Here is a 21,519-nt window from a genome sequence, read left to right on the forward strand (position 1 = left end):
TCAGCTCCGTGCGGGGAAGATGCCCTGCAAGGCGATGATGAAGTTCATGACCAGGTAGGGCGGAAGATTGTTGTGTGGCTGGCTGTCGCCCGCAGCTTGAGGGGGAGCCATGGTGACCGCAGAGGTGTTGGAGGCTGGCGCGATGTAGGGGCGCGTCGGTGCGGTGCCCAGGACGGCGCCTGCCGGGCTTGCTACAGCGGGATCCGCAGGCGTGCCCGCTCGGGCCAGATGGCTGTGGACGGGAATTTCCGATGCCTGCAGCGTCACGGTTTCAACACCGCCGGATTCGCCCAGATCGCGCAGTGACAGTCCAGGTCCTTGGCCCGGGTGCATGGGCATGCGGCCCTGCAAGTCGGGAAGCGCGAAGTTGGACTTGCCATCTCCACCATATGCCGTTCCCAGCAGGGAAAACAGCGCCGTGTTCTGAGAAAGCGGTATGAGCTGACCATTGCAAAAGGCCCAGCCCTTGGGTGCGAAGTTGAACCCGCCAAGGCGGATTTCGGCGACGAAGGGATCGGACATGGTCTTCAGGTCGGAGAAGGAAAGAGGCCTTGCATGGCCATGCAAAAGCTCAGTGCCAGATAGGGCGGCATATTGAGGTGTGGCTGGCTGCCGCCCACATTGGCCAACAGGGCGGGCATGGTCGTATTGCCGCTTTGCGCATAGTGGCCGCGCGCCGCTGCGGGCAGGTTGCCGTTGCCCGATGTCGCCTGGCCCGTGGTGCCGGAAGCGGCCATGGCGTGGCTGTGCTGCGGTATCTCTGGCAGGGTCAGGGTGTGGGTTTGCTCGCCTGCTCTCTCTCCCAGCGTATGGCCGGCTCCCATGTGCATGGGCATGCGGCCGCGCAGGTCGGGCAGTGCAAAGTTGGTCTGCCCGTCGCCACCGTAGGTGGTGCCCAGCAGCGAGAACAGTGCCTGGTTCTGGTTGATGGGCAGCAACTGCCCATTGCAAAGAGCCCAGCCTTTGGGGGCGAAGTTGAAGGAGAAGACGCGAACCTCTCCGAGAAAGGGGGTAGACATCAGGTGGGGGAGGGATAGATGCCGAACAGCGAGATGATGAAGTTCACGCAAAGGAAGGGCGGCATATTGGTATGCGGCTGCGACCCTCCTACCGAACTCACCATCGATGCAGCCATGGGCGTGGCGGGGACGCCGTTCACAAAGGCCTTGTGATCCCTGTGCTTGGCAAACACTGCGTCGGCGGGCGAGGCCAGAAAGCCTGTGCCCGAGGACGCGGGAACGCCGTGCGTGTGGGCTGGAATCTGATTGACGGTCAGCGTGACGTCTTCGACTCCAGCGGCCTGAGCCAGCGGGAATCCGTTGCCTGCGTGCAGGGGGATGCGGCCACGCATGTCTGGCAGGGCGAAGGTGCTTTGGCCATCACCGCCGTATGTCGTGCCGATCAGAGTGAAAAGGGTTTCGTATTCCGAGATGGGCATTTGCTGCCCTTCGCAGAACATCCAGCCTGCCGGCGCGAAGTTGCCGGCAAACATGCGGATTTCCCCAACAAAGGGTTGAGCCATGACAGGGTGGGGTTAGTAAACGTTAATAATTGCAAAATAGTTTAGTATGGCAAGCTGTTTCGCAGCAAAAATATTTTGCTTCTGTTGCTTGGGCAGGAAGGGCCACGATGAAGACAGGACGCCGTGCTTTCATGCAGGTTGCAGGGGCCTTTCCCGCTGCAGCGGCCGTTTCCGGGATTCCAGTGATCGCCTGTGCGGCTGGCATGGAGTTGCGCCGCAGCCACTTTCAGCCGCTGCTGGGCCATAGCTTCTCGATAGCAGGAGAAGTTTCCGAGTTACGTTTGGTTTCGTTGGCGGCGCTGCCGCACACACTGCATGGCGACCGCTCTTTCAGCGCACTGTTCGAGTTGTCCCGCCCTGGCGCGTTGCTGCAGGACACCTGGGAAATCTCTCATCCGGCTCTGGGAAGCCACGCCGTCTTCCTGAGCCCCAGCGACGCGCGAGGCGGTCTGCTGGAAGCCGTGTTCAACCGCGGCTGAGCGCCGCGGTCCTGCGCATGCGCAGGTAGATGCCTTCCTGGTCCTGCTCGACAAAGCCCAGGCGCTTATACAGGCGCCGGGCTGGATTGTTGGCTTCCACGAACAGCTGCATGTCGCGCCCTTCTTGATCTGCCCAGCCGGCCAGCCATTGCATGAGGGCCGTGCCCAGTCCCTGGCCTTGAACAGCGGCGTCGAGCGAGATGTCCATCACTCCCAACGGCCCGGGTGCGAGATTGAGGTAGAGCCGGCCTATAGGCAGACCTGCCCTCTCGATCACGAAAAACGCGCCGTGTGCGTAGTGCCTGCGGTAGTGCTGGTCCTGCAAAGCGAACTGCGAATCGCAGAAGGCATGCTTTTCTGCTTCGCTCCAGGGCACGGGCGCCAGTTCGGCAGCGCGTACCTGGCGGTACAGGGCGCGGAGAAAAGCGTAGTCGGCTTCTTCGGCCAGGCGCAGCCGCACATCCTCCAGATACAGCGGCGGCAACTCGGGCACGAACGGATCAGACGGCATGGGAAAAGCAGGCCTCGTAATCGACATGGCCTGCCGACTGCGCAATGGGCGTGATGAAGATGGCGTAGTCACCGAGCTGCGCATGGCGCACGCGGTAAGTGCGCTGCGGCAGCTGCGGCTGGCGCGGACCGCGAAACACCAGGGAGAACTGCAGCATGCCGGGCGTGTCGGCCGATGTCTGCGTTGCGCTGAGCACTTGCATGTCGATGCCGATGGTGTGCTCGCCCTCCGCCATGAAGAAGCTCACGGTCTGCTGGGCAAGGGCCTGGGCGTCGCTCCAGGACAGGACTCTGGCATACAGCGCGTCGTCCAGTTCGACGTTGGACGGGGACAAAGAGGTTGCGGACATGGGCGGCAGTCTGATCGGTGGGGCTGGCAGGCACAGAGCGGCAGCATAGCCCATGCACAGGCGGCGGTTTTCTTCTGCTGAGACCTCAACTGCCTCAACCCCCCCAGCGCAGCACCAGCGGATCGAGCCGCCGCGCAATGTCCAGCAACTGGCGGCGCACCTCGGGGTGCATGGGCGGCCAGGGCGCGCGCGGCGCGTCGCAGGCGATCACGCCGCCGGCCTTCATCAGCGCCTTGGCGGCCAGGAAGCCGGCCTGGCGGTTTTCGTGGTTGATCAGGGGCAGCCAGCGCTGGTAGAGGGCGAATGCGGTGTCGGGGTCGCCGTTTCTGTGCGCTTCGATGATGGGGCGTATGCCGTCGGCAAAGCCGCCGCCCGTCATGGAGCCCGTGGCGCCGGCCTGCAGGTCGGCCAGCAGGGTGATGGCTTCCTCGCCATCCCAGGGGCCTTCGATGGCGTCGCCACCCAGGGCGATGAGTTCGCGCAGCTTGCCGGCGGCGCCTGCGGTTTCCATCTTGAAGTAGCAGACCTGCTCGATCTCGCGGGCCATGCGCGCGAGGAAGGCGGGGGACAGCGGCGTGCCTGCGGCGGGCGCGTCCTGCACCATGATGGGAATGGCGATGGCATCGGACACGGCCTGGAAGAAGCCCTGGATCTGGGGCTCGCCGAAGCGGAAGGTGGCGCCGTGGTAGGGCGGCATGACCATCACCATGGCCGCACCCATGTCCTGCGCGCGGCGGCTTCGCTCGGCGCACACGCGCGATGAGGTGTGCGTGGTGGTGACGATCACGGGCACACGGCCCGCCACATGTTCCAGCGCCGTGCGCGTGAGGACCTCGCGCTCGTCATCGGCCAGCAGGAACTGCTCGGAGAAGTTGGCCAGGATGCACAGGCCGTCCACGCCCGAGTCGATCATGAAATCCAGGCAGCGCTTCTGGCTGGCCAGGTCCAGCGTGCCGTCCTCGTGGAAGGTGGTGGGGACCACGGGGAAGATGCCGCTGTAGCGCGGCCGAGAAATTCCGGGCATGGCGTGCTCCCTCATTCGACGATGCGGAACTGGTCCAGGTACTCGGTCTTGAGCGTGAGGCCCAGGCCCGGCACATCGTCCCTGAGCTGCAGGAAGCCGTTCTCGGCCACGGGCTCGCCGTCGAAGATGTACCAGAACAGCTCGTTGCCCACTTCCACGTCGAAGATGGGGAAGTACTCGGCCATGGGCGAGGCCAGCGTGCTCATGGTCAGGTGGTAGTTGTGCATCTGGCCCGCATGCGGGATGACGGGCACGCTGAACGCCTCGCACAGCGCATTGATCTTGTGCGCGGCCGTGATGCCGCCCACGCGGTTGGTGTCGTACTGCACGACGCTGACGGCCTTCTTGTCCAGCAGCTGCTTGAAGCCGTAGAGGCTGAACTCGTGCTCGCCGCCCGAGATCGGAATGCTGCTGAGGCGGCTGAGTTCGGCGTAGCCGTCGATGTCGTCGGCGATCACGGGCTCCTCCAGCCAGCGCGGCTCGAACTTCTCCAGCTTGGGCAGCATGCGCCTGGCGTACTCCAGGTTCCAGCCCATGTAGCACTCCAGCATCAGGTCGCAGTCGTAGCCTATGACTTCGCGCACGGCCTCGACCGAGCGCAGGTTCTCGCGCACGCCTTCCTGCAGATGGGCCGGGCCGTAGCCGAAGCGCATCTTGAAGGCCTTGAAGCCCTGGTCCAGGAATTTTTGCGCCTCTTGCTGCATGGCCTTGAGGTCGGTGCGGTAGAGCTTGCTGTAGTAGCAGGGAATCCTTTCCTTGGTGCGCCCGCCCAGCAGCTTGAACACAGGCTTGTTCACGCTCTTGCCCAGGATGTCCCAGATGGCCAGGTCCACGGCCGAGATGGCGGCCATGGTCACGCCCTTGCGGCCCCAGGCGTGCGTGGCGCGGTACATGCGCTGCCACAGGTATTCGTAGTCCCACGGGTCGTGGCCGATGACCAGGGGCGCCAGGTACTCGTCGATGATGGCCTTGGCGATGCGCGGCGCCAGCGCCACGTTGCCCAGGCCGACGATGCCGTCATCGGTCTCGATCTCCACCACCGTCCAGGAATGGAAGCGGAAGGTGGACATGGTCTCCTGCGGCGCATAGAGCAGGTCCATGGCGTTGGAGCAGAAGTTGCCCTGGGGCGGCACGGTCTTGCCTTGCCATTCGTAGACGCGGGCGCGGACGGATTTGATTTTCATGATGGTGAGGGCGGGGGAGTGAAGTCAGTCAGGACAGGCGCGCGGCGCCCATGCGGCAGGCGATCAGGAAGGCCTGCCAGGTGGCCTCCACGCTGGCCCGGCCCTGGCCCGCGATGTCATAGGCCGTGCCGTGGGCCGGCGTGGTGATGGGGATCGGCAGGCCGCCCTGCACGGTCACGCCGCGCGAGAAGCCCAGCAGCTTGATGGCGATCTGGCCCTGGTCGTGGTACATGGTCACGATGGCCTGGTACTCGCCGGCCTGGGCCTTCAGGAAGATGGTGTCGGCCGGGAAGGGGCCGTGGAACGGGTCGGGCGTGGGCCAGTCGCGGGCCTGCAGCGCGCGCACGGCCGGCGCGATGATGTCGATCTCCTCGCGCCCGCAGGTGCCGCCGTCGCCGTTGTGCGGGTTGAAGCCCGCAATCGCCACCTTGGGGGCCGCCATGCCGCTGGCCAGCAGCGCGCGGTAGATCAGCTCGGCCGCCTGGGCGATGCGCTCCTGGCTCAGATAGCCGGCCACGTCCCTGAGCGGCACATGGGACGAAATGCGCGAGGTCCACAGATCGCCCAGCGTGTTGAATTCGCAGAAATAGCCAGTCACACCCAGGTACTCGGCAAAGTGGTGCAGCTCGTCCTCATGGCGCAGGCCGCCCAGCTTCATGGCCTGCTTGTTGAGCGGCGCAAAGCAGATGGCGTCGATCTGGCCGGCCTGGGCCGCGTCCATGCACCGGTCCAGCACCTGCAGCACCGAGCGCCCGCCTGCGGCTTCGGCACGGCCCTGGTGCACGGCATCGGGGGCCACCGTGTCCAGGGCCAGGAAGGCGGGCAGGGCGGTATCGGTGCGGCCACGTGCATGGGCCATGCTGGCGATGGGTGTGGTGGCCACCTGCAGGCCCGCGATGCGCTGGCCCTGCTGCCACAGCCAGGGGTCGCCGGCCAGCACGATGTTGGCCTTTTGCATGGCCTCGGGCCGCGCCAGCAGGCGTGCGATCAGTTCGGCGCCTATGCCGGCGGGATCGCCCAGGGTCAGGGCGACAACGGGAAGTTCGGATGCGGGCATGTGCGGCTCAGTCGATCTTGATGTGGTTCTTGCGGATGATTTCGCCAAAGCGCTGGTACTCGGCGTTGTGCAAGGCAATGAACTCCGCCTGGCCCATGGGCTGCAGCTCGGCGCCCACGGCCTCCAGGCGCGTGCGCGTCTCGGGCATGGCCAGCACCTTGTTGACCTCGTCGTGCACCCGTGCCTGCACGGCGCGGGGTGTGGCCGCTGGCATGTAGATGCCGTACCAGGCGCCTATCTCCACGCCCGGCAGGCCGGCCTCGGCCAGCGTCGGCACCTGGGGCAGCTGGGCGTTGCGGCGCGGCGACGTCACGCCCAGCGGGCGCAGCTTGCCGGCCTTGATCTGGCCGATCACCGAAGGCATGGTGTCGAAGCTCATCTGCACCTGGCCGCTGACCAGGTCCACCAGGGCGGCGGCGCTGCCCTTGTAGGGCACGTGGGTCAGTTCAATGCCGGCCGCGTCCTTGAACATCTCGGCCGCGATGTGCTGGGTGCTGCCCGTGCCGCTGCTGGCGAAGTTGATCCTGCCGGGCTCCTTGCGGGCCAGGGCGACCAGTTCCTGCACCGAGTTCGCGGGCAGGTTGTTTCCCACCACCAGCACATTGGGCACTGCGCCCACATAGGCCACGGGCACCAGGTCGCGGTTGCTGTCGTAGCCCAGCTTGAGCAGGTGCGGGGCAATGGCATGGGCCGTGACCACGCCCATCACCATGGTGTGCCCGTCCGTGGACTTGGCCGTCATGTCCACGGCCAGGGTGTTGGAGACGCCGGGGCGGTTTTCCACGATCACGGGCTGGCGCAGCAGCGGCGCGAGCCGGTCGGCCACGGCGCGTGCCATGGCATCCGTGCCGCCGCCCGGGGCCGAGCCCACCAGCATGCGCACGGGCCGCGCGGGCCAGTCGGGCGGGGTTGGCGGGGTTTGAGCGGTGGCGAGCGAGGGCAGCAGGGCGGCTGCGGCCAGCAGGATGCGGCGTTGCATGTCTTGTCTCCGGTGCTTTTGTTGTGGGTCCATGCTAGGCAGGCAATTGATTGCCGTAAACTGAAAATTGCTGATGAATGGATAACTCCAGGCAATCAATTCAAAGGTACTTCCATGGGCTCCATCGACCGCAGGGACAGCACGCCGCAACTGCTCAACCGCCTGCGCATGCGGCAGGTGGCGCTGATGCTGGCCATAGAGGAGCAGGGCACGCTGCGCGGCGCTGCAGCCCGGCTGGGCCTGAGCCAGCCGGCGGCCACCAAGATGCTGCATGAGCTGGAAGGCGCGCTGGGCCTGCCGCTGTTCGAGCGCGTGGGCCGCGGCCTGCAACTGAACGCCGCCGGCGAGCGCGTGACGGGCTACTTCCGCCACCTGCGCGGCGGCATGGAGGCGCTGAACCGCGAGCTGCAGGAACTGCGCGAAGGCAGCGCGGGGCGGCTGGCCGTGGGCAGCATCATGGCAGCCTCGCCGGGCCGCCTCACGCAGGCGCTGCTGGCGCTCAAGCGCCAGTGGCCGCTGTTGTCCATCGAGGTGGCCGTGGACACCAGCGACCGGCTGCTGGCGCAGTTGCAGGACGGGGTGCTGGAGGTGGTGGTGGGCCGTCCGGCCGGGCCGTCCGACGCGGATCACCGGTTTTGCTCGCTCGATGATGAGGCCCTGTCCATCATCGCGGGCTGCAGCCATCCGCTGGCGCGTGCCCGCAGCGTGGGCTTTGCGCAGCTGCAGGCCTATGGCTGGGTGCTGCAGCCGCCGGGCAGTCCCATGCGCGCGCTGATCGACCAGGAGTTCCAGGCCCACGGCCTGCCGCTGCCGCGCGGCCTGATCGAGACGGGCTCCATCCTCACCACCATGAACCTGGTGCGCAACTCCGATCTGGTGGCCGTGATACCGCAGGCCGTGGCCCGCGACCATGCCGAGCACGGCATGGTCCGCATCCTGCCCTACCGCATGCGCCGCAACCTGCAGTCCTACGGCAGCCTGGTGCGCCGCGACCGGCCGCTGAGCCAGGCGGCCGCCAGCTTTCTGGCGCTGTTGCACGGGCAGGAGCCGCCGCCGGCATCCGCGCCCTAGCCGATGTACCGCACCAGATGCGGGCTGACCCGCTTGCAGTAGCTCTTGCAGACGCGGCGCAGCACTTGGGCGGTGTCGGTGACGCCGGGCGGCGGGCTCTTGGGGTACCAGGTGGTGATGCGAAAGGAGGGTGGCGTGGGCAGATCCAGTTCCACCAGCTCCCCGCTTGCCAGCTGCGGCGCCACCAGCATGCCGTGCATGATGGCGACGCCCAGGCCCTCGCGCACCAGCGAGACCAGGGCCGCCAGCGAGGGCGATCCCGAGATGCGCAGATCGCTGGAGACCATGCCGCTTTGCACGGCCAGTTGCTGTGCCATGGCCACGGCCTGCTCGTAGGGGCCGGTGCCGCGCATCTGTGTCAGCAATTGCTTGCCCAGCGCCTTGTGCAGTCCATCCTTCCTGGGCACCAGGCCCCGCCTGGCAATCCAGTGCACGGGCACCTCCAGCAGGTTCTCGACCACGGCGAACTGGGGGTCCACGCCGCTGCCGGTGCGCACGATCAGGTCCAGGTCGCGCCGCATCATCTGCTCCGACAGGTGGGTGCTCAGATCGACGGTCAGGTCCAGCTCGATATGCGGCAGGCTGGCACCCATCGCCTTGACGAATTCGGGCAGGAAGGTGTGTACCGCCGTCTCCAGCACGCCGACCCGCAGGCGGCAGCCGATGGCGTCGTCGGACCTGGCGGCACGCTCCAGGGTGCGTGCGGCTTCAATGACGGCCTCCGCATGCCGCAGCAAGCGGGCGCCGGCGTCGGTGATCTGCAGCGTCTTGCGGTCCCAGTGGAACAGGGTCACGCCCAGGTCCGACTCCAGCCCGCGTATGCGCATGGAGACGGCGCCGGGGCTGGCATGCACCAGTTCGGCCACGCGGCGCACGCTGCCGATGCGTGCCAGCAGCACAAAGGTTTCCAGAAAGCGGATGTTCATGGGGGTCTGCGCGGGCTGCGGTGGCTGTTCAGTTTTTCTGGGAGAGGCTGCGCACAATTCCTGAGTGGACCGGTGGCCTGCTGCTTTTTACATTGGGAGGCATCTCCACTCAATAGAGGCTCACCCATGACGCACTGGACCCATCCGACCGAGTTCCGACAGGAGGTGCGCGCCGGCCGCTTTCGCGGGCAGACGGCAGGGCAGTGCCCCGGCTACACCCAGGGCAACCTGGCGATATTGCCGCGCGAGTGCAGCGAGGAGTTCCTGCGCTTTGCTCGCCTCAACCCCAAGTCCTGCCCGCTGATCGGCGTGACCGAGCCCGGCAGCAGCCGCGTGCCCGAACTGGGCGATATCGATCTGAAGACCGACCTGCCCTCGTACTGGGTGTTTCGCGATGGTCACAGGGCCGAGCAGGTGAATGACCTCACGGAGCTGTGGCGCGACGACCTGGTGGGCTTTGTCATCGGCTGCTCCTACTCCTTCGAGGATGCGCTGCGCGAGGCGGGCGTGCCCGTGCGCCACATCGATGAAGGCCGGGGCGCGCCCATGTTCATCTCCAGTATTCCCAACGGCCGGGCCGGCCGCTTCGGCGGCAGCATGGTGGTCAGCATGCGGCCCATGACGGCGGCCCACGCCATCCGCGCCATCCAGGTCACTTCGCGCTTTCCCAGCGTGCATGGGGCGCCCGTGCACCTGGGCGATCCCGCGCAGATAGGCATTGCCGACATCGACAGGCCGGACTTCGGCGAGCCCATGGCGCTCAGGCCGGGAGAGATTCCCGTGTTCTGGGCCTGCGGCGTGACGCCCCAGCAGGCCATACGCTCGGCGGCCCTGCCATTCGCCATCACGCACGAGCCGGGCCACATGCTGGTGACGGAGTTGCGCAACAGCCATCTGGCCGCGTTCTGACGGCCTGCCTGCCTGGCTTGGGGCCCGCTTCGGCGGGCCTTTTTCTTTGCGTCGCTGGCCGGCAAGGGGCCGCTCCTGTTCAGTTTTCGTGAACAGAGGGGGCGAAAACTTCTCGATGGACGCGGTCCAGGGTCACTTTTAGATTGGACGCCAGTGGTGGGCACCGGCGGAGGGCCGTGCTCCAGGCCACGGTTTTCCTGACTTCAACTTCGAGACAAACGGGTTCCGACACCATGCAAGAACGCTCCATTCCCCATGACAGGCGCTGGCAATTCTGGATAGACCGTGGCGGTACGTTCACCGATGTGGTGGGCAAGCGGCCCGATGGCAGCCTGGTCACGCACAAGCTGCTGTCGGAGAACCCCGAGCAGTACCGGGACGCGGCCGTGGCCGGCATCCGCCACCTGCTGGGGCTGGCGCCGGGCGAGCCGGTCCCCGCCGATCAGGTGGAGTGCGTGAAGATGGGCACCACGGTGGCCACCAATGCGCTGCTGGAGCGCAAGGGCGAGCCCACGCTGCTGGTGACCACGCGGGGCTTTCGCGATGCGCTGCGCATCGCCTACCAGAACCGTCCGCGCCTGTTCGACCGCCATATCCAGTTGCCCGAACTGCTCTACAGCGAGGTGGTCGAGGCCGTGGAACGTGTGGATGCCCATGGGAAGGTGCTGCGCGAGCTGGACGGGCTGCACCTGCACACGGCGTTGGCCGCAGCCCATGCGCGCGGCCTGCGCAGCGTGGCCATCGTCTTCATGCATGGCTACCGCCATACGCGGCATGAGCAGATGGCGGCGCGCATTGCGCGGCAGTTGGGTTTCACGCAGGTCAGCACTTCGCACGAGACCAGTCCGCTGATGAAGTTCGTGAGCCGGGGCGATACCACGGTGGTCGATGCCTACCTGTCTCCCATCCTGCGCCGCTATGTGCAGCAGGTGGCTGCAGAGATGCCGGGAGTGCGGCTGTTCTTCATGCAGTCTTGCGGAGGGCTGTCCGACGCGGGCAGTTTTCAGGGCAAGGACGCCATCCTGAGCGGGCCGGCCGGAGGCATCGTGGGCATGGCGCGCACGGCGGGCCTGGCCGGGCACGACAGGGTCATCGGTTTCGACATGGGTGGCACATCCACCGACGTCAGCCACTATGCAGGCGCCTTCGAGCGCGAGTTCGAGACCCAGGTGGCCGGCGTGCGCATGCGCGCGCCGATGATGAGCATCCACACCGTGGCCGCCGGCGGCGGCTCGGTGCTGGCCTACGACGGTTCGCGGTTCCGCGTGGGACCCGAGAGCGCGGGTGCCCATCCCGGCCCGGCGAGCTATCGCCGCGGCGGCCCCCTGGCCGTGACCGATGCGAACGTGATGGTCGGCAAGGTCCAGCCGCGCTACTTTCCCAGCGTGTTCGGGCCTGCCGCCAACGAGCGACTGGACGGCGAGGCCGTGCGTGTCCGCTTCGAGGAACTGGCGCGGCAGACGGGGCGCACTCCCGAGGACGTGGCCGAGGGCTTCATCCGCATCGCCGTGCAGCAGATGGCCAACGCCATCAAGAAGATCAGCGTGGCGCGCGGCTATGACGTCACGCGCTATACGCTGCAGTGCTTCGGCGGCGCGGGCGGCCAGCATGCCTGCCTGGTGGCCGATGCGCTGGGCATGTCCCGCGTGTTCGTGCATCCGCTGGCCGGCGTGCTCAGCGCCTATGGCATGGGCCTGGCGGACCAGACCGTGATCCGCGAGCAGGCCATGGAGCTGGCGCTGACTGCCGAGGCCCTGCCGCTGATCGCCGAATGCCTGGATGCGCTGGGCACGGGCGCGCAGGCGGAGCTGGAGCGCCGGCAGGTCGGCGCAGGCCCTGTGCAGGTGCGGCACAACGTGCATGTGCGCTACGAGGGCTCCGATTCCGCCTTGGTCGTGCCCTTTGGCTCCCTGCCGGGCATTCAGTCGGCTTTCGAGTCGGCCTACCGCCAGCGTTTCGCCTTTCTGATGGCGGGCAAGGGCCTGGTGGTGGAAGCCGTGTCGGTCGAAGCCGTGATTGCGGGCGATGCGCCCGGCGAGCCGCTGCAGCCGGAGCATCCGCCGCGCGAGCATCCGCGCCGCGAAACCGTGCGCATGTACACCGGCGGCGCCTGGCATGGCGCGGCCCTGGTGGTGCGCGAGGACCTGCGGCCCGGCGACGTCATTGCCGGCCCGGCCATCATCGCCGAGCGCAACGCCACCACCGTGATCGAGCCTGGCTGGTCGGCCAGGCTCACCGGGCTGGATCACCTGGTGCTGGACCGGGTGGTGCCGCGCAAGGTCGAGTACGCGGCCGGCACGACGGTGGACCCTGTGCTGCTGGAGGTCTTCAACAACCTGTTCATGAACATTGCCGAGCAGATGGGCCTGCAGCTGCAGAACACCGCCTATTCGGTGAACATCAAGGAGCGGCTGGATTTCAGCTGCGCGCTGTTCGATGCCCGGGGCCATCTCATCGCCAACGCGCCGCACATGCCCGTCCATCTGGGCTCCATGGGCGAAAGCATCCAGACGGTGATCCGCAGGAACGCCGGGCGCATGGCCCAGGGCGATGTCTACGTGCTCAACGACCCCTACCAGGGCGGCACCCATCTGCCGGACATCACCGTCATCACGCCGGTCCATATCGCCGGCGAGGCATCTCCGACCTTCTACGTCGGCAGCCGGGGCCACCATGCCGATGTGGGCGGCATCACGCCGGGCTCCATGCCGCCGTTTTCCACGCGCATCGAGGAAGAGGGCGTGCAGATCGACAACTTCAAGCTGGTCGATCGCGGCGTGCTGCGCGCCCAGGAGATGGTCGAGCTGCTGCAAGGCGGCGAGTACCCGAGCCGCAACCCGCAGCAGAACCTGGCCGACCTGAAGGCCCAGATCGCGGCCAATGAAAAAGGCGTGCAGGAGCTGCACAAGATGGTGGCGCAGTTCGGCCTGCCCGTGGTGCAGGCCTACATGGGCCATGTGCAGGACAACGCCGAGGAGTCGGTGCGCCGCGTCATCACGCGGCTCAGGGACGGGCAGTTCACGCTGGAACTGGACAACGGCGCGCAGATCCGCGTGGCCGTCACCGTCGATACGGCCGAGCGCAGTGCCGTCATCGATTTCTCGGGCACCAGCGTCCAGCAGACCAACAACTTCAATGCGCCGCGCGCCGTGTGCATGGCGGCCGTGCTCTATGTGTTCCGCACGCTGGTGGACGACGACATCCCGCTCAACGCGGGCTGCCTCAAGCCTTTGAAAGTCATCATCCCCCAGGGCTGCATGCTCAACCCCAACCCGCCCGCTTCGGTGGTCGCGGGCAATGTGGAGACCTCCACCTGCATCACCAACGCGCTGTTCGGCGCGCTGGGCGTGATGGCGGGCAGCCAGCCCACCATGAACAACTTCACCTTCGGCAATGCGCACCACCAGTACTACGAAACCATTGCCGGCGGCAGTGGCGCGGGCGCGGTGCTGGACGCCGAGGGCCGGGTGGAGCGCGGCTTCAACGGCACCAGCGTCGTCCAGACGCACATGACCAATTCGCGCCTGACCGATCCGGAGGTGCTGGAGTTCCGCTTCCCCGTGATGCTGGACAGCTATGAGATCCGCGACGGCTCGGGCGGCGGCGGGCGCTGGCACGGCGGCAACGGCGGCGTGCGGCGCGTGCGCTTCCTGGAGCCCATGACGGCCAGCATCCTGTCCAACGGGCGCCTGAATCCGGCCTTCGGCATGGCAGGTGGCCAGCCGGGGCAGCCGGGCATCAACCGTGTGCTGCGTGCCGATGGTCAGGTGGAGGAACTGGACCACATCGGCGCCGTGCACATGCAGCCGGGCGACATCTTCGAAGTCTGCACGCCGGGGGGCGGCGGCTACGGAACGGCGGCCTGACACGCCGCCAGCAGGGGGCATGGCGCGGGCGGGGGAGGGCCGCCCGGCCAGGCCCGGATCACAACCGATGGAGTGCCATTGAATGCAAGACGCTTCGCGCAGCCGAAGTGCAAGGAGACAACAAATGACAAGCCTTGACAACGCAAGGACCCTGGCCGCAGAGCAGCCCCGGGGCCACTGGCTGGGCCAGCTCGAGCCCAAGGAAAAGCGGGCGCTGACGGCCTCGTTCGGCGGCTATGCCGTGGACGCCTTCGACTACTACACGCTGCCCCTGGTCACCCCGATCCTGCTGTCGCTGTGGGGCATGAGCAAGACCGAGGTCGGCCTGATCGGCACCTCGACGCTGGTGGCCTCGGCCATCGGCGGCTGGATGGCCGGCATCCTGGCGGACCGCTACGGGCGTGTGCGCGTGCTGCAGTGGACCATCCTCGTGTTCGCCCTTTTCACCTTCGCCTGCGGCCTGGCGCAGACGCCGGGCCAGTTGCTGCTGGCCCGCACGCTGCAGGGGCTGGGCTTTGGCGGCGAATGGGCCGTGGGCTCGGTGCTGATCGCCGAGACCATACGGCCGGCTTTCCGTGGCAAGGCGGTGGGGCTGGTGCAAAGCAGCTGGGCCATAGGCTGGGGGGCGGCCGTGCTGGTGTCCATGGCGCTGTTCTCGTTTCTGCCGCCCGAGATGTCATGGCGGGCCATGTTCCTGCTGGGCCTGCTGCCGGCCCTGCTGATCCTGTTCATCCGCCGTTCCGTCAAGGACCCCGAGGTCTACCTGAAGACCCGCGCCGCCGTGGGCCGGGGCGAGCGCAGCGGGCACTTCCTGGACATCTTCAAGGGCGGCATGCTCAAGACCACGGTGCTGGCCAGCCTGATGTTCACCGGCATGCAGGGCGGCTACTACGCCATTGCCGTGTGGCTGCCCACCTTCCTGAAGAACGAGCGCCACCTGACGGTGCTGGGCTCGGGCGGCTACCAGTTCATGTTCATCTTTGGCGCCTTTGCAGGCTACCTGTGCGGTGCCTACGCCTCCGACCGGCTGGGCCGGCGCCTGGCCTTCACGCTGTTCGCCATCGGCGCCGGCAGCCTGGCCTATGCCTATACGCTGATGCCCATCACCGATGCCTGGATGCTGGTGCTGGGCTTTCCGCTGGGCTTTTTCATGTCGGGCATCTTCAGCGGCGCCGGAGCCTTCCTGGCCGAGCTGTTCCCCAACGAACTGCGCGGCTCCGGCCAGGGCTTTTGCTACAACTTCGGCCGCGGCATCGGGGCCACCTTCCCTGCGCTGGTGGGCGTGTTCAGCGACCGGCTGGGCCTGTCGCTGGGCACGGCCATCGGCATCTGCGCCACGGCGGGCTACGTGATGGTGGTGTTGTTTGCCATGTGCCTGCCGGAGACGCGAGGCCGGGATCTGGCGGCGCAGTGAAACGCTGGGCAGACCGGCCACGGCACGCTCAGTAGCTGCCCATGTAGTCGCGCTTGCCGACCTCGACACCGTTGTGGCGCAGCAGGGCATAGGCGGTGGTCACATGGAAGAAGAACTGCGGCAAGCCGTAGTGCAGCAAGTAGGCGCTGGCGGTCAGCTTCTTTTCCTTGGGCGTGCCGGGGCGCAGCACGATCTCGCGGGACTCGCTTTGCGCGAACTGCTCGGGCGCGAACGAGCCCACATGGTCCAGCGCCTTGGCGATCAGCGCCTGCAGGTCGGCAAAGCTGGTCTGCGTGTCGGGCCACAAAGGCACCTCGGCGCCGGCCAGGCGCGAGGCGATGCCCTTGGCGAAGTCCGCAGCAATCTGCACCTGGCGCACCAGCGGGAACATGTCGGGGAACAGGCGGGCCTGCAGCAGGGCGTCGGGATCGATGTTCTTCTGCGCGGCGTGTTCCTCGGCCTTTTTGAGCACGTCGGACAGGGCCTTCAGCATCTGCTGCAGGACGGGAATGGAGGCGGTGTACAGGGGGCTGGTCATTGCGGGCTCGCTAAGGATTGTGAAGGGCTGGCAATCGCATGCACCTGCATCCATCGCCAGCCGGCACAGGCTAACAGCAACTGCTTTCACTTGCCGCCTGCGCTAGCATGCGCGCCATGCAAATCCCTGAAGCCGCTCCCTCGTTCGCAGGTCTTGGCCAGGCCGGATTCGGCGCCGCCATCTTCGACATGGACGGCCTGCTCATAGACTCCGAGCCCTTCTGGAAGCGTGCCGAACGCGAGTCCTTTGCCGAGGTCGGCATCGACATCACGGCCGAGATGTCCCGCGTGACGGCGCCCATGACCACGGCGCAGGTTGCCGCGCACTGGTATTCCCACCGGCCCTGGCAGGGGCCCAGCCAGCGCGAGCTGGAGAGCCGCGTGGTCGCGCGCGTGGCGGCCCTGGTCAGCGCGCATGGACAGGCCCTGCCCGGCGTGCGCGAAACACTGGGCGCCTGCCGCGCCCTGGGCTGGCGCGTGGCGCTGGCCTCGAACTCTCCTTTGTCTTTGTGCCACCACACCCTGGATGCGCTGGGCCTGCGGCCGGCGTTCGACGCCATCGTCTCGGCCGAGCAGGTGGTGCGCGGCAAGCCCGCGCCCGACATCTATTACTTCGCGGCGCAACGCCTGGGCGTGCCGGCCGGGCGCTGCCTGGTGTTCGAAGACTCGGTCTCGGGAACACATGCGGCGCGGCAGGCCGGCATGACCGTCATCGCCGTGCCGTCCGAGGACCAGTGCTTCGACGGGGCGCAGCCTGCGCCGCACTGGGTGGTGCCCACGCTGGTGGCGCTGCATGGGGCAGCGGGCCGGTAAGGCATCCGCAGCACCCGCATCGCATGGCGCGTGCCGGCCGCAAGGGTGTTGATGAGAACCATTCTCAGTACAATCGCCGCCCGTGCCGTTCTTCTTCGTCCTGTCCGTTTCCCATGCTGGCGTGCCTGCCTGCGTCCTGACCGCCGTGCCGGGAGCCTGCCCGTGAGCGCGCGCGTGCCTGGCGCGGACGATGATGCCGCCCCCTCCCTGCTGGCCCGCGTGTATGCACGCTGGCACCAGCCTCTGCGCCGCCTGCTGGGCCGGCAGATGCGCAACCGCGAGGATGCCGAGGATGCGGTGCAGGAGGTCTTCGTGCGCTATGCGGCCTCGGGCAAGGCCCTGCCGCCCGAGGAGCAGGAGCCCTATCTGCGCGTGATCGCCCGCCATGTCTCGCACGACGCCTGGCGCCGCTCGGCGGGCGCGCCGGGGCGCGAATCGGTCTCGCTGGATGAACACATGGAACTGGCGCAGCAACTGCCGGCCGGCGAGGGGTCGGACCCCCTTCAGGCGGCGCACCACCGCGAGCGCCTGTGCCGGCTGGAGCAGGCCATGGCCGAGCTGCCCGAGCGTCGCCGCGAGGCCTTCGTGCTGCACAGCATCGACGGGCTCACGCAGACCGAGGTGGCGCAGCGCATGGGCATTTCGCGCCGCATGGTGCACAACCATGTGACGCTGGCCATGGCCTATTGCGAGCTGCGCGTGCAGTACGGCAGCGCCGAAGACATGCGCCTGATGCAGGGCCTGCTGGCGCAGGCCGCGACGGACGGGGAGGGCCGGGAATGACGCTGACCCCGCAACGCCTGCAACTGCACGCCCGCGCCGCCGACTACTTCGCCCGCCGCCGTGAAGCCGACTGGACCGGCGCCGACGAGCGCGAACTCGACGCCTGGCTGGCCGCCGACCCGCAGCACCGCAGCATCTTCGAGAGCCTGGGGCGCACGGTGCTGGACCTGCAGCAGTTGCCCAGGCCGGTGCTGGCCTGCGACGCGGCTGCTGCGCCGCAAGCCAGGGCGAGCGGGCCGCGTGCGCAGACACAGGCCCACTTGCCCGCGCCGGCACGTCAGCGTACACGCCGCGGCCTGATGCCGGCGTTGCTGTCGGTGGCTCTGGTCACGACGCTGGCCCTGGGCGGCGGCTGGTATGCCTGGGACAACCACGCAAGCCATGTGATCGAGATGGCCACCGGCCCCGGCGAGGTGCGCGAGGCCGAACTGCCCGATGGCACGCGGGTCACGCTGAATTTTTCCTCCAGGCTGCAGGTGCGCTACTACCCGCGCCGCCGCGAGACGGTGCTGGACCAGGGCGAGGCCTTCTTCCAGGTCGCCGCCGACCGCTCGCGGCCCTTCACCGTGGACAGCGGCGCCAGCCAGGTCCGCGTGGTGGGCACGGCCTTCAATGTGCGCGCCGGGCCGCCCGCGCTGGTGGTGAAGGTGCTGGAGGGCAAGGTGGAGCTGCGCCCCGATCGCCATGCGGCGGACGGCAGGCGCCTGCTGCTGGGCGCGGGCGCCGGCATGTCCGTCGATGCCCGCGACGGCACACGGCAGCCGCTGGCCGCGGGCGCGGACACCGTGGGTGACTGGCGCAGCGGCCAGCTGGTGTTCCAGCAGGCGCCGCTGACCCAGGTGGCAGCCGATCTGGCCCGCTACCTGGGCCGGCCCGTACGGGTGGATGGCGATGCGCGGCTGGCCGCGCTGTCCGTGTCCGGCGTGGCGCTGACCGGCAAGCCCGAGGTGTTTCTGCGCTCGCTGCCGCACTTGTTGCCGGTGCGTGTGCAGGGCGATGCGCAAGGCGGCTGGCGGATCTCGGCGCACTGAGTGCTCTTTCTCTTCTTTTGTAAATAAATGTAAATTACCCGTTTTCCTGGTCTCGCCACATTCCCACTTTGGCGCGAAGGCGGGTTTTACCTTCATGGAGGCCGGGTTTTCTCGCGCCTCCATGGTTGCCAGCCAGGCCGCTGCCCAGTGCACAGCTCAGCCAACAACCGCGACGGCCGCGCACGCGCGTGGCGGGTGGACGCTCAACTGTCTGCCTGCCACCCACCGCGCACACCGCGACAGCGGGCAATGGACACAGTGCAGCAGGAGCAGGGATGCAAGCAGGAAAAGAACACGGCAGCGCCGCCATGGGCGCGGGCATTTGGGGAGGAGAGTTTCAGCACAGGGGCAGGCCATGGCGGCGGGCAAGGATGCCGTCGCTGGTGGCCGCAGCCCTGGTTGCGCTGGCGCAGCCGGCGGTGCAGGCGCAGCAGCCATCGTCCGTGCAGGCGGGGCAGGCGGGCCAGGCAGGGGAGCTGGCCTTCAGCATTGCGCCCCAGCCGCTGGCCGGCGCGCTGCGCCAGTTCACGCAGCAGGCCCAGCACCAGGTGCTGTTCGATCCGCAGATCGTTGCAGGCCGCACTTCGCCGGCCTTGCAGGGCCGCTTCACGCCGCGCCAGGCGCTGGACCGGCTGCTGGCCGGCACCGGCGTGACCGTGATCGACGCCGTACCGGGCGCCTACACGCTGAAGGCACCGGCCAGGGAGCCGTCGCCGGCAGCCGATGCTGCGCTGGGCACGGTGCTGGTCACGGCCCAGGCGCACGCTGGCGATACCACGGAGGGTTCGGGCTCCTATGCGGCCTCGCGCGTGTCGCTGGGCAAGGGGCAGAGCGTGCGCGAGACGCCGCAGTCCATCTCCGTGGTCACGCGCCAGCGCATCGAGGACCAGGGCCTGGTCTCCGTGGGCGACGTGATGCAGCAGACCACGGGCGTGACGGTGGACTACGCGGGCTCGGGTGGCCTGGGCGGCACGGCCAACAGCTTTTATGCGCGGGGCTTCCAGATCAGCAATGTCCAGATCGACGGAGCGGCGGTGGACGCCTTCAGCCAGGGCACCTTCGACCCCAACATGGCCATGTACGACAGCGTGCAGGTGATCCGCGGCGCGGACGGCCTGTACAGCGGCAATGGCGAGCCCGGCGGCTCCATCAACCTGGTGAGAAAGCGCCCCACGGCACAGCCGCAGGTGCTGGCCTCGGCCTCGGTGGGCAGCTGGAACCAGCGCCGTGCCGAACTTGATGTGGCGGGCCCGCTGGCCGCCGATGGCCGGGTGCGCGGCCGCGCCGTGCTGGCGCACAGCGACCGCGAGTTCTTCTATGACTACGCCGATGCGCGCAACACCTTGCTCTACGGCATCGTGGAAGCCGATCTCACGCCTGCGACCAAGCTGACCCTGGGCGGCAGCTACGACAAGTCGGCCAGCCTGCCCTGGCGCAGCGGCCTGCCGCGCGCGGCCAATGGCGACGATCTGCACCTGCCGCGCAGCACGGCGCTGATGGCCGGCTGGGGCCACTACGACAGAACCAACAAGGAACTGTTTGCGCAGCTGGAGCAACGGCTGCAAGGCGACTGGCGCGTCCGTGCCCATGCCAACTACGTCAAGGTCGACAGCGACAGCCGTTTGGCGGACATGTCCGGGGCGGTGGACCCCTCGACCGGCCTGGGCGCGGCGCTCAGCGGGTTCTCCAACGATTTCTATTCCACCAAGAAGGCGCTGGATGCCAACGTCAGCGGAACGTTCTCCTTGCTGGGGCGCAGGCACCGGCTGCTTTTGGGCGCGGACTGGGTCAAGATCCGCGACAGGCAGGACACCTTTCTCTCCGAGGTGGATACGCCGGCGGGGGGGATCAGTGTGTTCGGCTTCGACCCGGGCGCCATTCCCCTGCCCAGCTTCGTCTGGAAGACGCGCAGCTTCGCGGGCTATGGCGCCACGCAGAAGGGCCTGTACGGCCGGCTCAACCTGAGCCTGACGGACCGCCTGACCGCCATCGTCGGCGCGCGCCGCGCCAGCTACGACACGCAGACGCCCTGGCTGCGCTTCGACCGGGCCGGCAATCTCACCAGCCGCATCGTGTCGTCCTATGGCGAGAGCGGCATCTTCACGCCCTACGGTGGCCTGGTCTACGACATCGACGACCGCTGGACGGCCTACGGCAGCGTCGCCGAGATCCACAAGTCCCAGGCCAGCAATCTGGGCGGGCCCTTGCCCGGCACGCCGCTGGACCCCATCAAGGGCCGCAATTTCGAGCTGGGCGCCAAGGGCGAGTTCAACGAGGGCCGGCTGATGGCCTCCATGGCCCTGTACCGCATAGAGCGCAATGGCGAGGCCGTGGCCGATCCCTCCTACCCCAACACCGACATCGGCGACGCGGGCCTGAACTGCTGCTGGCTGAGCAAGGGCAAGGTGGTCAGCCAGGGCGTGGAAGGCGAGATCTCGGGCGAGCTGGCGCGCGGCTGGCAGCTGTTTGCCGGCTACACCTTCAACCGCAACCACAACAAGACGCCGGGCATCGAAGGCATCTACCACTCCGTCACGCCCAAGCATCTGTTCAAGCTGTGGAGCACCTACCGCCTGCCCGGCGAGCTGTCGCAATGGACGATTGGCGGTGGCGCCAATATCCAGAGCGCGCATTTCGTCAGCGGCTCGGCCAATGCCTTCAATCCTGACACGGGCAAGTTCGACGGCGCGGCCGTGCCCTTCAAGTTCAGCCAGGGCGGCTATGCCGTGTGGAATGCCAGCGTGCAGTACCGCATCAACCGCAACTGGCAGGCCGTGCTCAACCTGAACAACCTGTTCGACAAGGTCTACTACCGCACAGTGGGCACCAGCGGCGGCAACAACTGGTATGGCGAGCCTCGCAATGTGATGCTGACGCTGCGCGGAACGTTCTGAGGCACCCCTGAGCGGCTGCGCCGCTTCCCCCTCTCTTCGGAGGGGGGCGGACACCCTCTGGGCGTGGCGCCCAACGCCAGCAACCTGCTGGACAGGCGCTGCTACGTGCCTTCGTTCAACACGGTGTCGGGCAACAACTGCTACGGCGCACCGCGCTCGCTGCTGCTGAC

20 protein-coding genes are annotated in these 21,519 nt (G+C 67.6%); 9 read left to right on the forward strand and 11 right to left on the reverse strand.

Going from position 1 to position 21,519, the window contains the following annotated elements:
- Genes ACRSCF_RS08375 through ACRSCF_RS08385 form a run of 3 tightly spaced genes read right to left on the reverse strand, consistent with a single transcriptional unit; the run spans window position 1 to window position 1,492 of the window.
- The gene (locus tag ACRSCF_RS08375; RefSeq protein WP_244387922.1) at window positions 1–522 is read right to left on the reverse strand and encodes a phage tail protein; all 522 of its coding nucleotides are present in this window, start codon (window positions 520–522) and stop codon (window positions 1–3) included.
- A 5-nt stretch (window positions 523–527) separates the two neighbouring features.
- Window positions 528–1,019, reverse strand: a complete 492-nt coding sequence (locus tag ACRSCF_RS08380; protein ID WP_034367277.1) for a phage tail protein — start codon at window positions 1,017–1,019, stop codon at window positions 528–530.
- A complete protein-coding gene (locus ACRSCF_RS08385) occupies window positions 1,019–1,492 on the reverse strand; it encodes a phage tail protein (protein ID WP_016447529.1) in 474 nt (157 codons plus the stop codon). Before ACRSCF_RS08385 ends, ACRSCF_RS08380 begins: the two co-directional genes overlap by 1 nt.
- A 137-nt stretch (window positions 1,493–1,629) precedes the next feature.
- On the opposite strand from ACRSCF_RS08385, the gene ACRSCF_RS08390 reads away from it, so the two are divergent.
- A complete protein-coding gene (locus ACRSCF_RS08390) occupies window positions 1,630–2,001 on the forward strand; it encodes a DUF6916 family protein (RefSeq protein WP_026062123.1) in 372 nt (123 codons plus the stop codon).
- Here ACRSCF_RS08390 and ACRSCF_RS08395 read toward each other — a convergent pair.
- The 6 genes from ACRSCF_RS08395 to ACRSCF_RS08420 form a co-directional block, all read right to left on the reverse strand.
- Window positions 1,988–2,512 carry a GNAT family N-acetyltransferase gene (locus tag ACRSCF_RS08395; protein ID WP_244387923.1) on the reverse strand — a complete coding sequence of 175 codons (525 nt, stop codon included), beginning with the start codon at window positions 2,510–2,512 and terminating at the stop codon, window positions 1,988–1,990. The genes ACRSCF_RS08390 and ACRSCF_RS08395 overlap by 14 nt on opposite strands.
- A complete protein-coding gene (locus ACRSCF_RS08400; protein ID WP_026062124.1) occupies window positions 2,502–2,861 on the reverse strand; it encodes a DUF6916 family protein in 360 nt (119 codons plus the stop codon). The genes ACRSCF_RS08395 and ACRSCF_RS08400 overlap by 11 nt, the downstream gene beginning before the upstream one ends.
- 94 nt (window positions 2,862–2,955) lie before the next feature.
- A complete protein-coding gene (locus ACRSCF_RS08405; RefSeq protein WP_016451313.1) occupies window positions 2,956–3,885 on the reverse strand; it encodes a dihydrodipicolinate synthase family protein in 930 nt (309 codons plus the stop codon).
- Between the two features lie 11 nt (window positions 3,886–3,896).
- Entirely contained in the window at window positions 3,897–5,069 is a 1,173-nt protein-coding gene (locus ACRSCF_RS08410; RefSeq protein ID WP_016451314.1) for an L-rhamnonate dehydratase, read from the reverse strand.
- Between the two features lie 28 nt (window positions 5,070–5,097).
- Entirely contained in the window at window positions 5,098–6,126 is a 1,029-nt protein-coding gene (locus tag ACRSCF_RS08415; protein WP_244387924.1) for a 4-hydroxythreonine-4-phosphate dehydrogenase PdxA, read from the reverse strand.
- Window positions 6,127–6,133: 7 nt separating this feature from the next.
- A complete protein-coding gene (locus tag ACRSCF_RS08420; RefSeq protein ID WP_034367281.1) occupies window positions 6,134–7,105 on the reverse strand; it encodes a Bug family tripartite tricarboxylate transporter substrate binding protein in 972 nt (323 codons plus the stop codon).
- 114 nt (window positions 7,106–7,219) lie between these two features.
- On the opposite strand from ACRSCF_RS08420, the gene ACRSCF_RS08425 reads away from it, so the two are divergent.
- Window positions 7,220–8,176 (forward strand): LysR family transcriptional regulator, encoded by a 957-nt coding sequence (locus ACRSCF_RS08425; RefSeq protein WP_034367284.1) that lies wholly within the window; start codon window positions 7,220–7,222, stop codon window positions 8,174–8,176.
- Here the strand turns inward: ACRSCF_RS08425 and ACRSCF_RS08430 are convergent.
- Window positions 8,173–9,102, reverse strand: coding sequence for a LysR family transcriptional regulator (locus tag ACRSCF_RS08430; protein ID WP_016447520.1), 930 nt, complete (start codon window positions 9,100–9,102; stop codon window positions 8,173–8,175). The two genes, ACRSCF_RS08425 and ACRSCF_RS08430, sit on opposite strands and share 4 nt — an antisense overlap.
- 126 nt (window positions 9,103–9,228) lie before the next feature.
- On the opposite strand from ACRSCF_RS08430, the gene ACRSCF_RS08435 reads away from it, so the two are divergent.
- The 3 genes from ACRSCF_RS08435 to ACRSCF_RS08445 all read left to right on the forward strand — a co-directional run bounded on the left by ACRSCF_RS08435 (window position 9,229) and on the right by ACRSCF_RS08445 (window position 15,291).
- A complete protein-coding gene (locus ACRSCF_RS08435) occupies window positions 9,229–10,011 on the forward strand; it encodes a putative hydro-lyase (protein WP_034367286.1) in 783 nt (260 codons plus the stop codon).
- A gap of 233 nt (window positions 10,012–10,244) precedes the next feature.
- Window positions 10,245–13,877, forward strand: coding sequence for a hydantoinase B/oxoprolinase family protein (locus ACRSCF_RS08440; RefSeq protein WP_244387925.1), 3,633 nt, complete (start codon window positions 10,245–10,247; stop codon window positions 13,875–13,877).
- Between the two features lie 124 nt (window positions 13,878–14,001).
- A complete protein-coding gene (locus tag ACRSCF_RS08445; RefSeq protein WP_244387926.1) occupies window positions 14,002–15,291 on the forward strand; it encodes an MFS transporter in 1,290 nt (429 codons plus the stop codon).
- A gap of 28 nt (window positions 15,292–15,319) precedes the next feature.
- Here the strand turns inward: ACRSCF_RS08445 and ACRSCF_RS08450 are convergent, their stop codons facing one another.
- Window positions 15,320–15,829: a DUF1993 domain-containing protein gene (locus tag ACRSCF_RS08450; protein WP_034367289.1), complete on the reverse strand. Its 510-nt coding sequence runs from the start codon at window positions 15,827–15,829 to the stop codon at window positions 15,320–15,322.
- A gap of 116 nt (window positions 15,830–15,945) precedes the next feature.
- Here ACRSCF_RS08450 and hxpB point away from each other — a divergent pair, with 116 nt between their 5' ends.
- The 4 genes from hxpB (at window position 15,946) to ACRSCF_RS08470 (ending at window position 21,349) form a co-directional block, all read left to right on the forward strand.
- Window positions 15,946–16,641 (forward strand): hexitol phosphatase HxpB, encoded by a 696-nt coding sequence (gene hxpB, locus ACRSCF_RS08455; protein ID WP_244387927.1) that lies wholly within the window; start codon window positions 15,946–15,948, stop codon window positions 16,639–16,641.
- Between the two features lie 162 nt (window positions 16,642–16,803).
- Window positions 16,804–17,424: an RNA polymerase sigma factor gene (locus ACRSCF_RS08460; protein ID WP_034367296.1), complete on the forward strand. Its 621-nt coding sequence runs from the start codon at window positions 16,804–16,806 to the stop codon at window positions 17,422–17,424.
- On the forward strand, window positions 17,421–18,455 hold the full coding sequence (locus tag ACRSCF_RS08465; protein ID WP_034367301.1) for a FecR family protein: 1,035 nt from the start codon (window positions 17,421–17,423) through the stop codon (window positions 18,453–18,455). The genes ACRSCF_RS08460 and ACRSCF_RS08465 overlap by 4 nt, the downstream gene beginning before the upstream one ends.
- 275 nt (window positions 18,456–18,730) lie before the next feature.
- Window positions 18,731–21,349 carry a TonB-dependent siderophore receptor gene (locus ACRSCF_RS08470; RefSeq protein ID WP_034367304.1) on the forward strand — a complete coding sequence of 873 codons (2,619 nt, stop codon included), beginning with the start codon at window positions 18,731–18,733 and terminating at the stop codon, window positions 21,347–21,349.
- Window positions 21,350–21,519 lie beyond the last annotated feature (170 nt).

Origin of the sequence: Delftia sp. 11MD (assembly GCF_050907895.1) — a bacterium.
Taxonomy (GTDB): Bacteria; Pseudomonadota; Gammaproteobacteria; order Burkholderiales; family Burkholderiaceae_C; genus Comamonas; species Comamonas tsuruhatensis.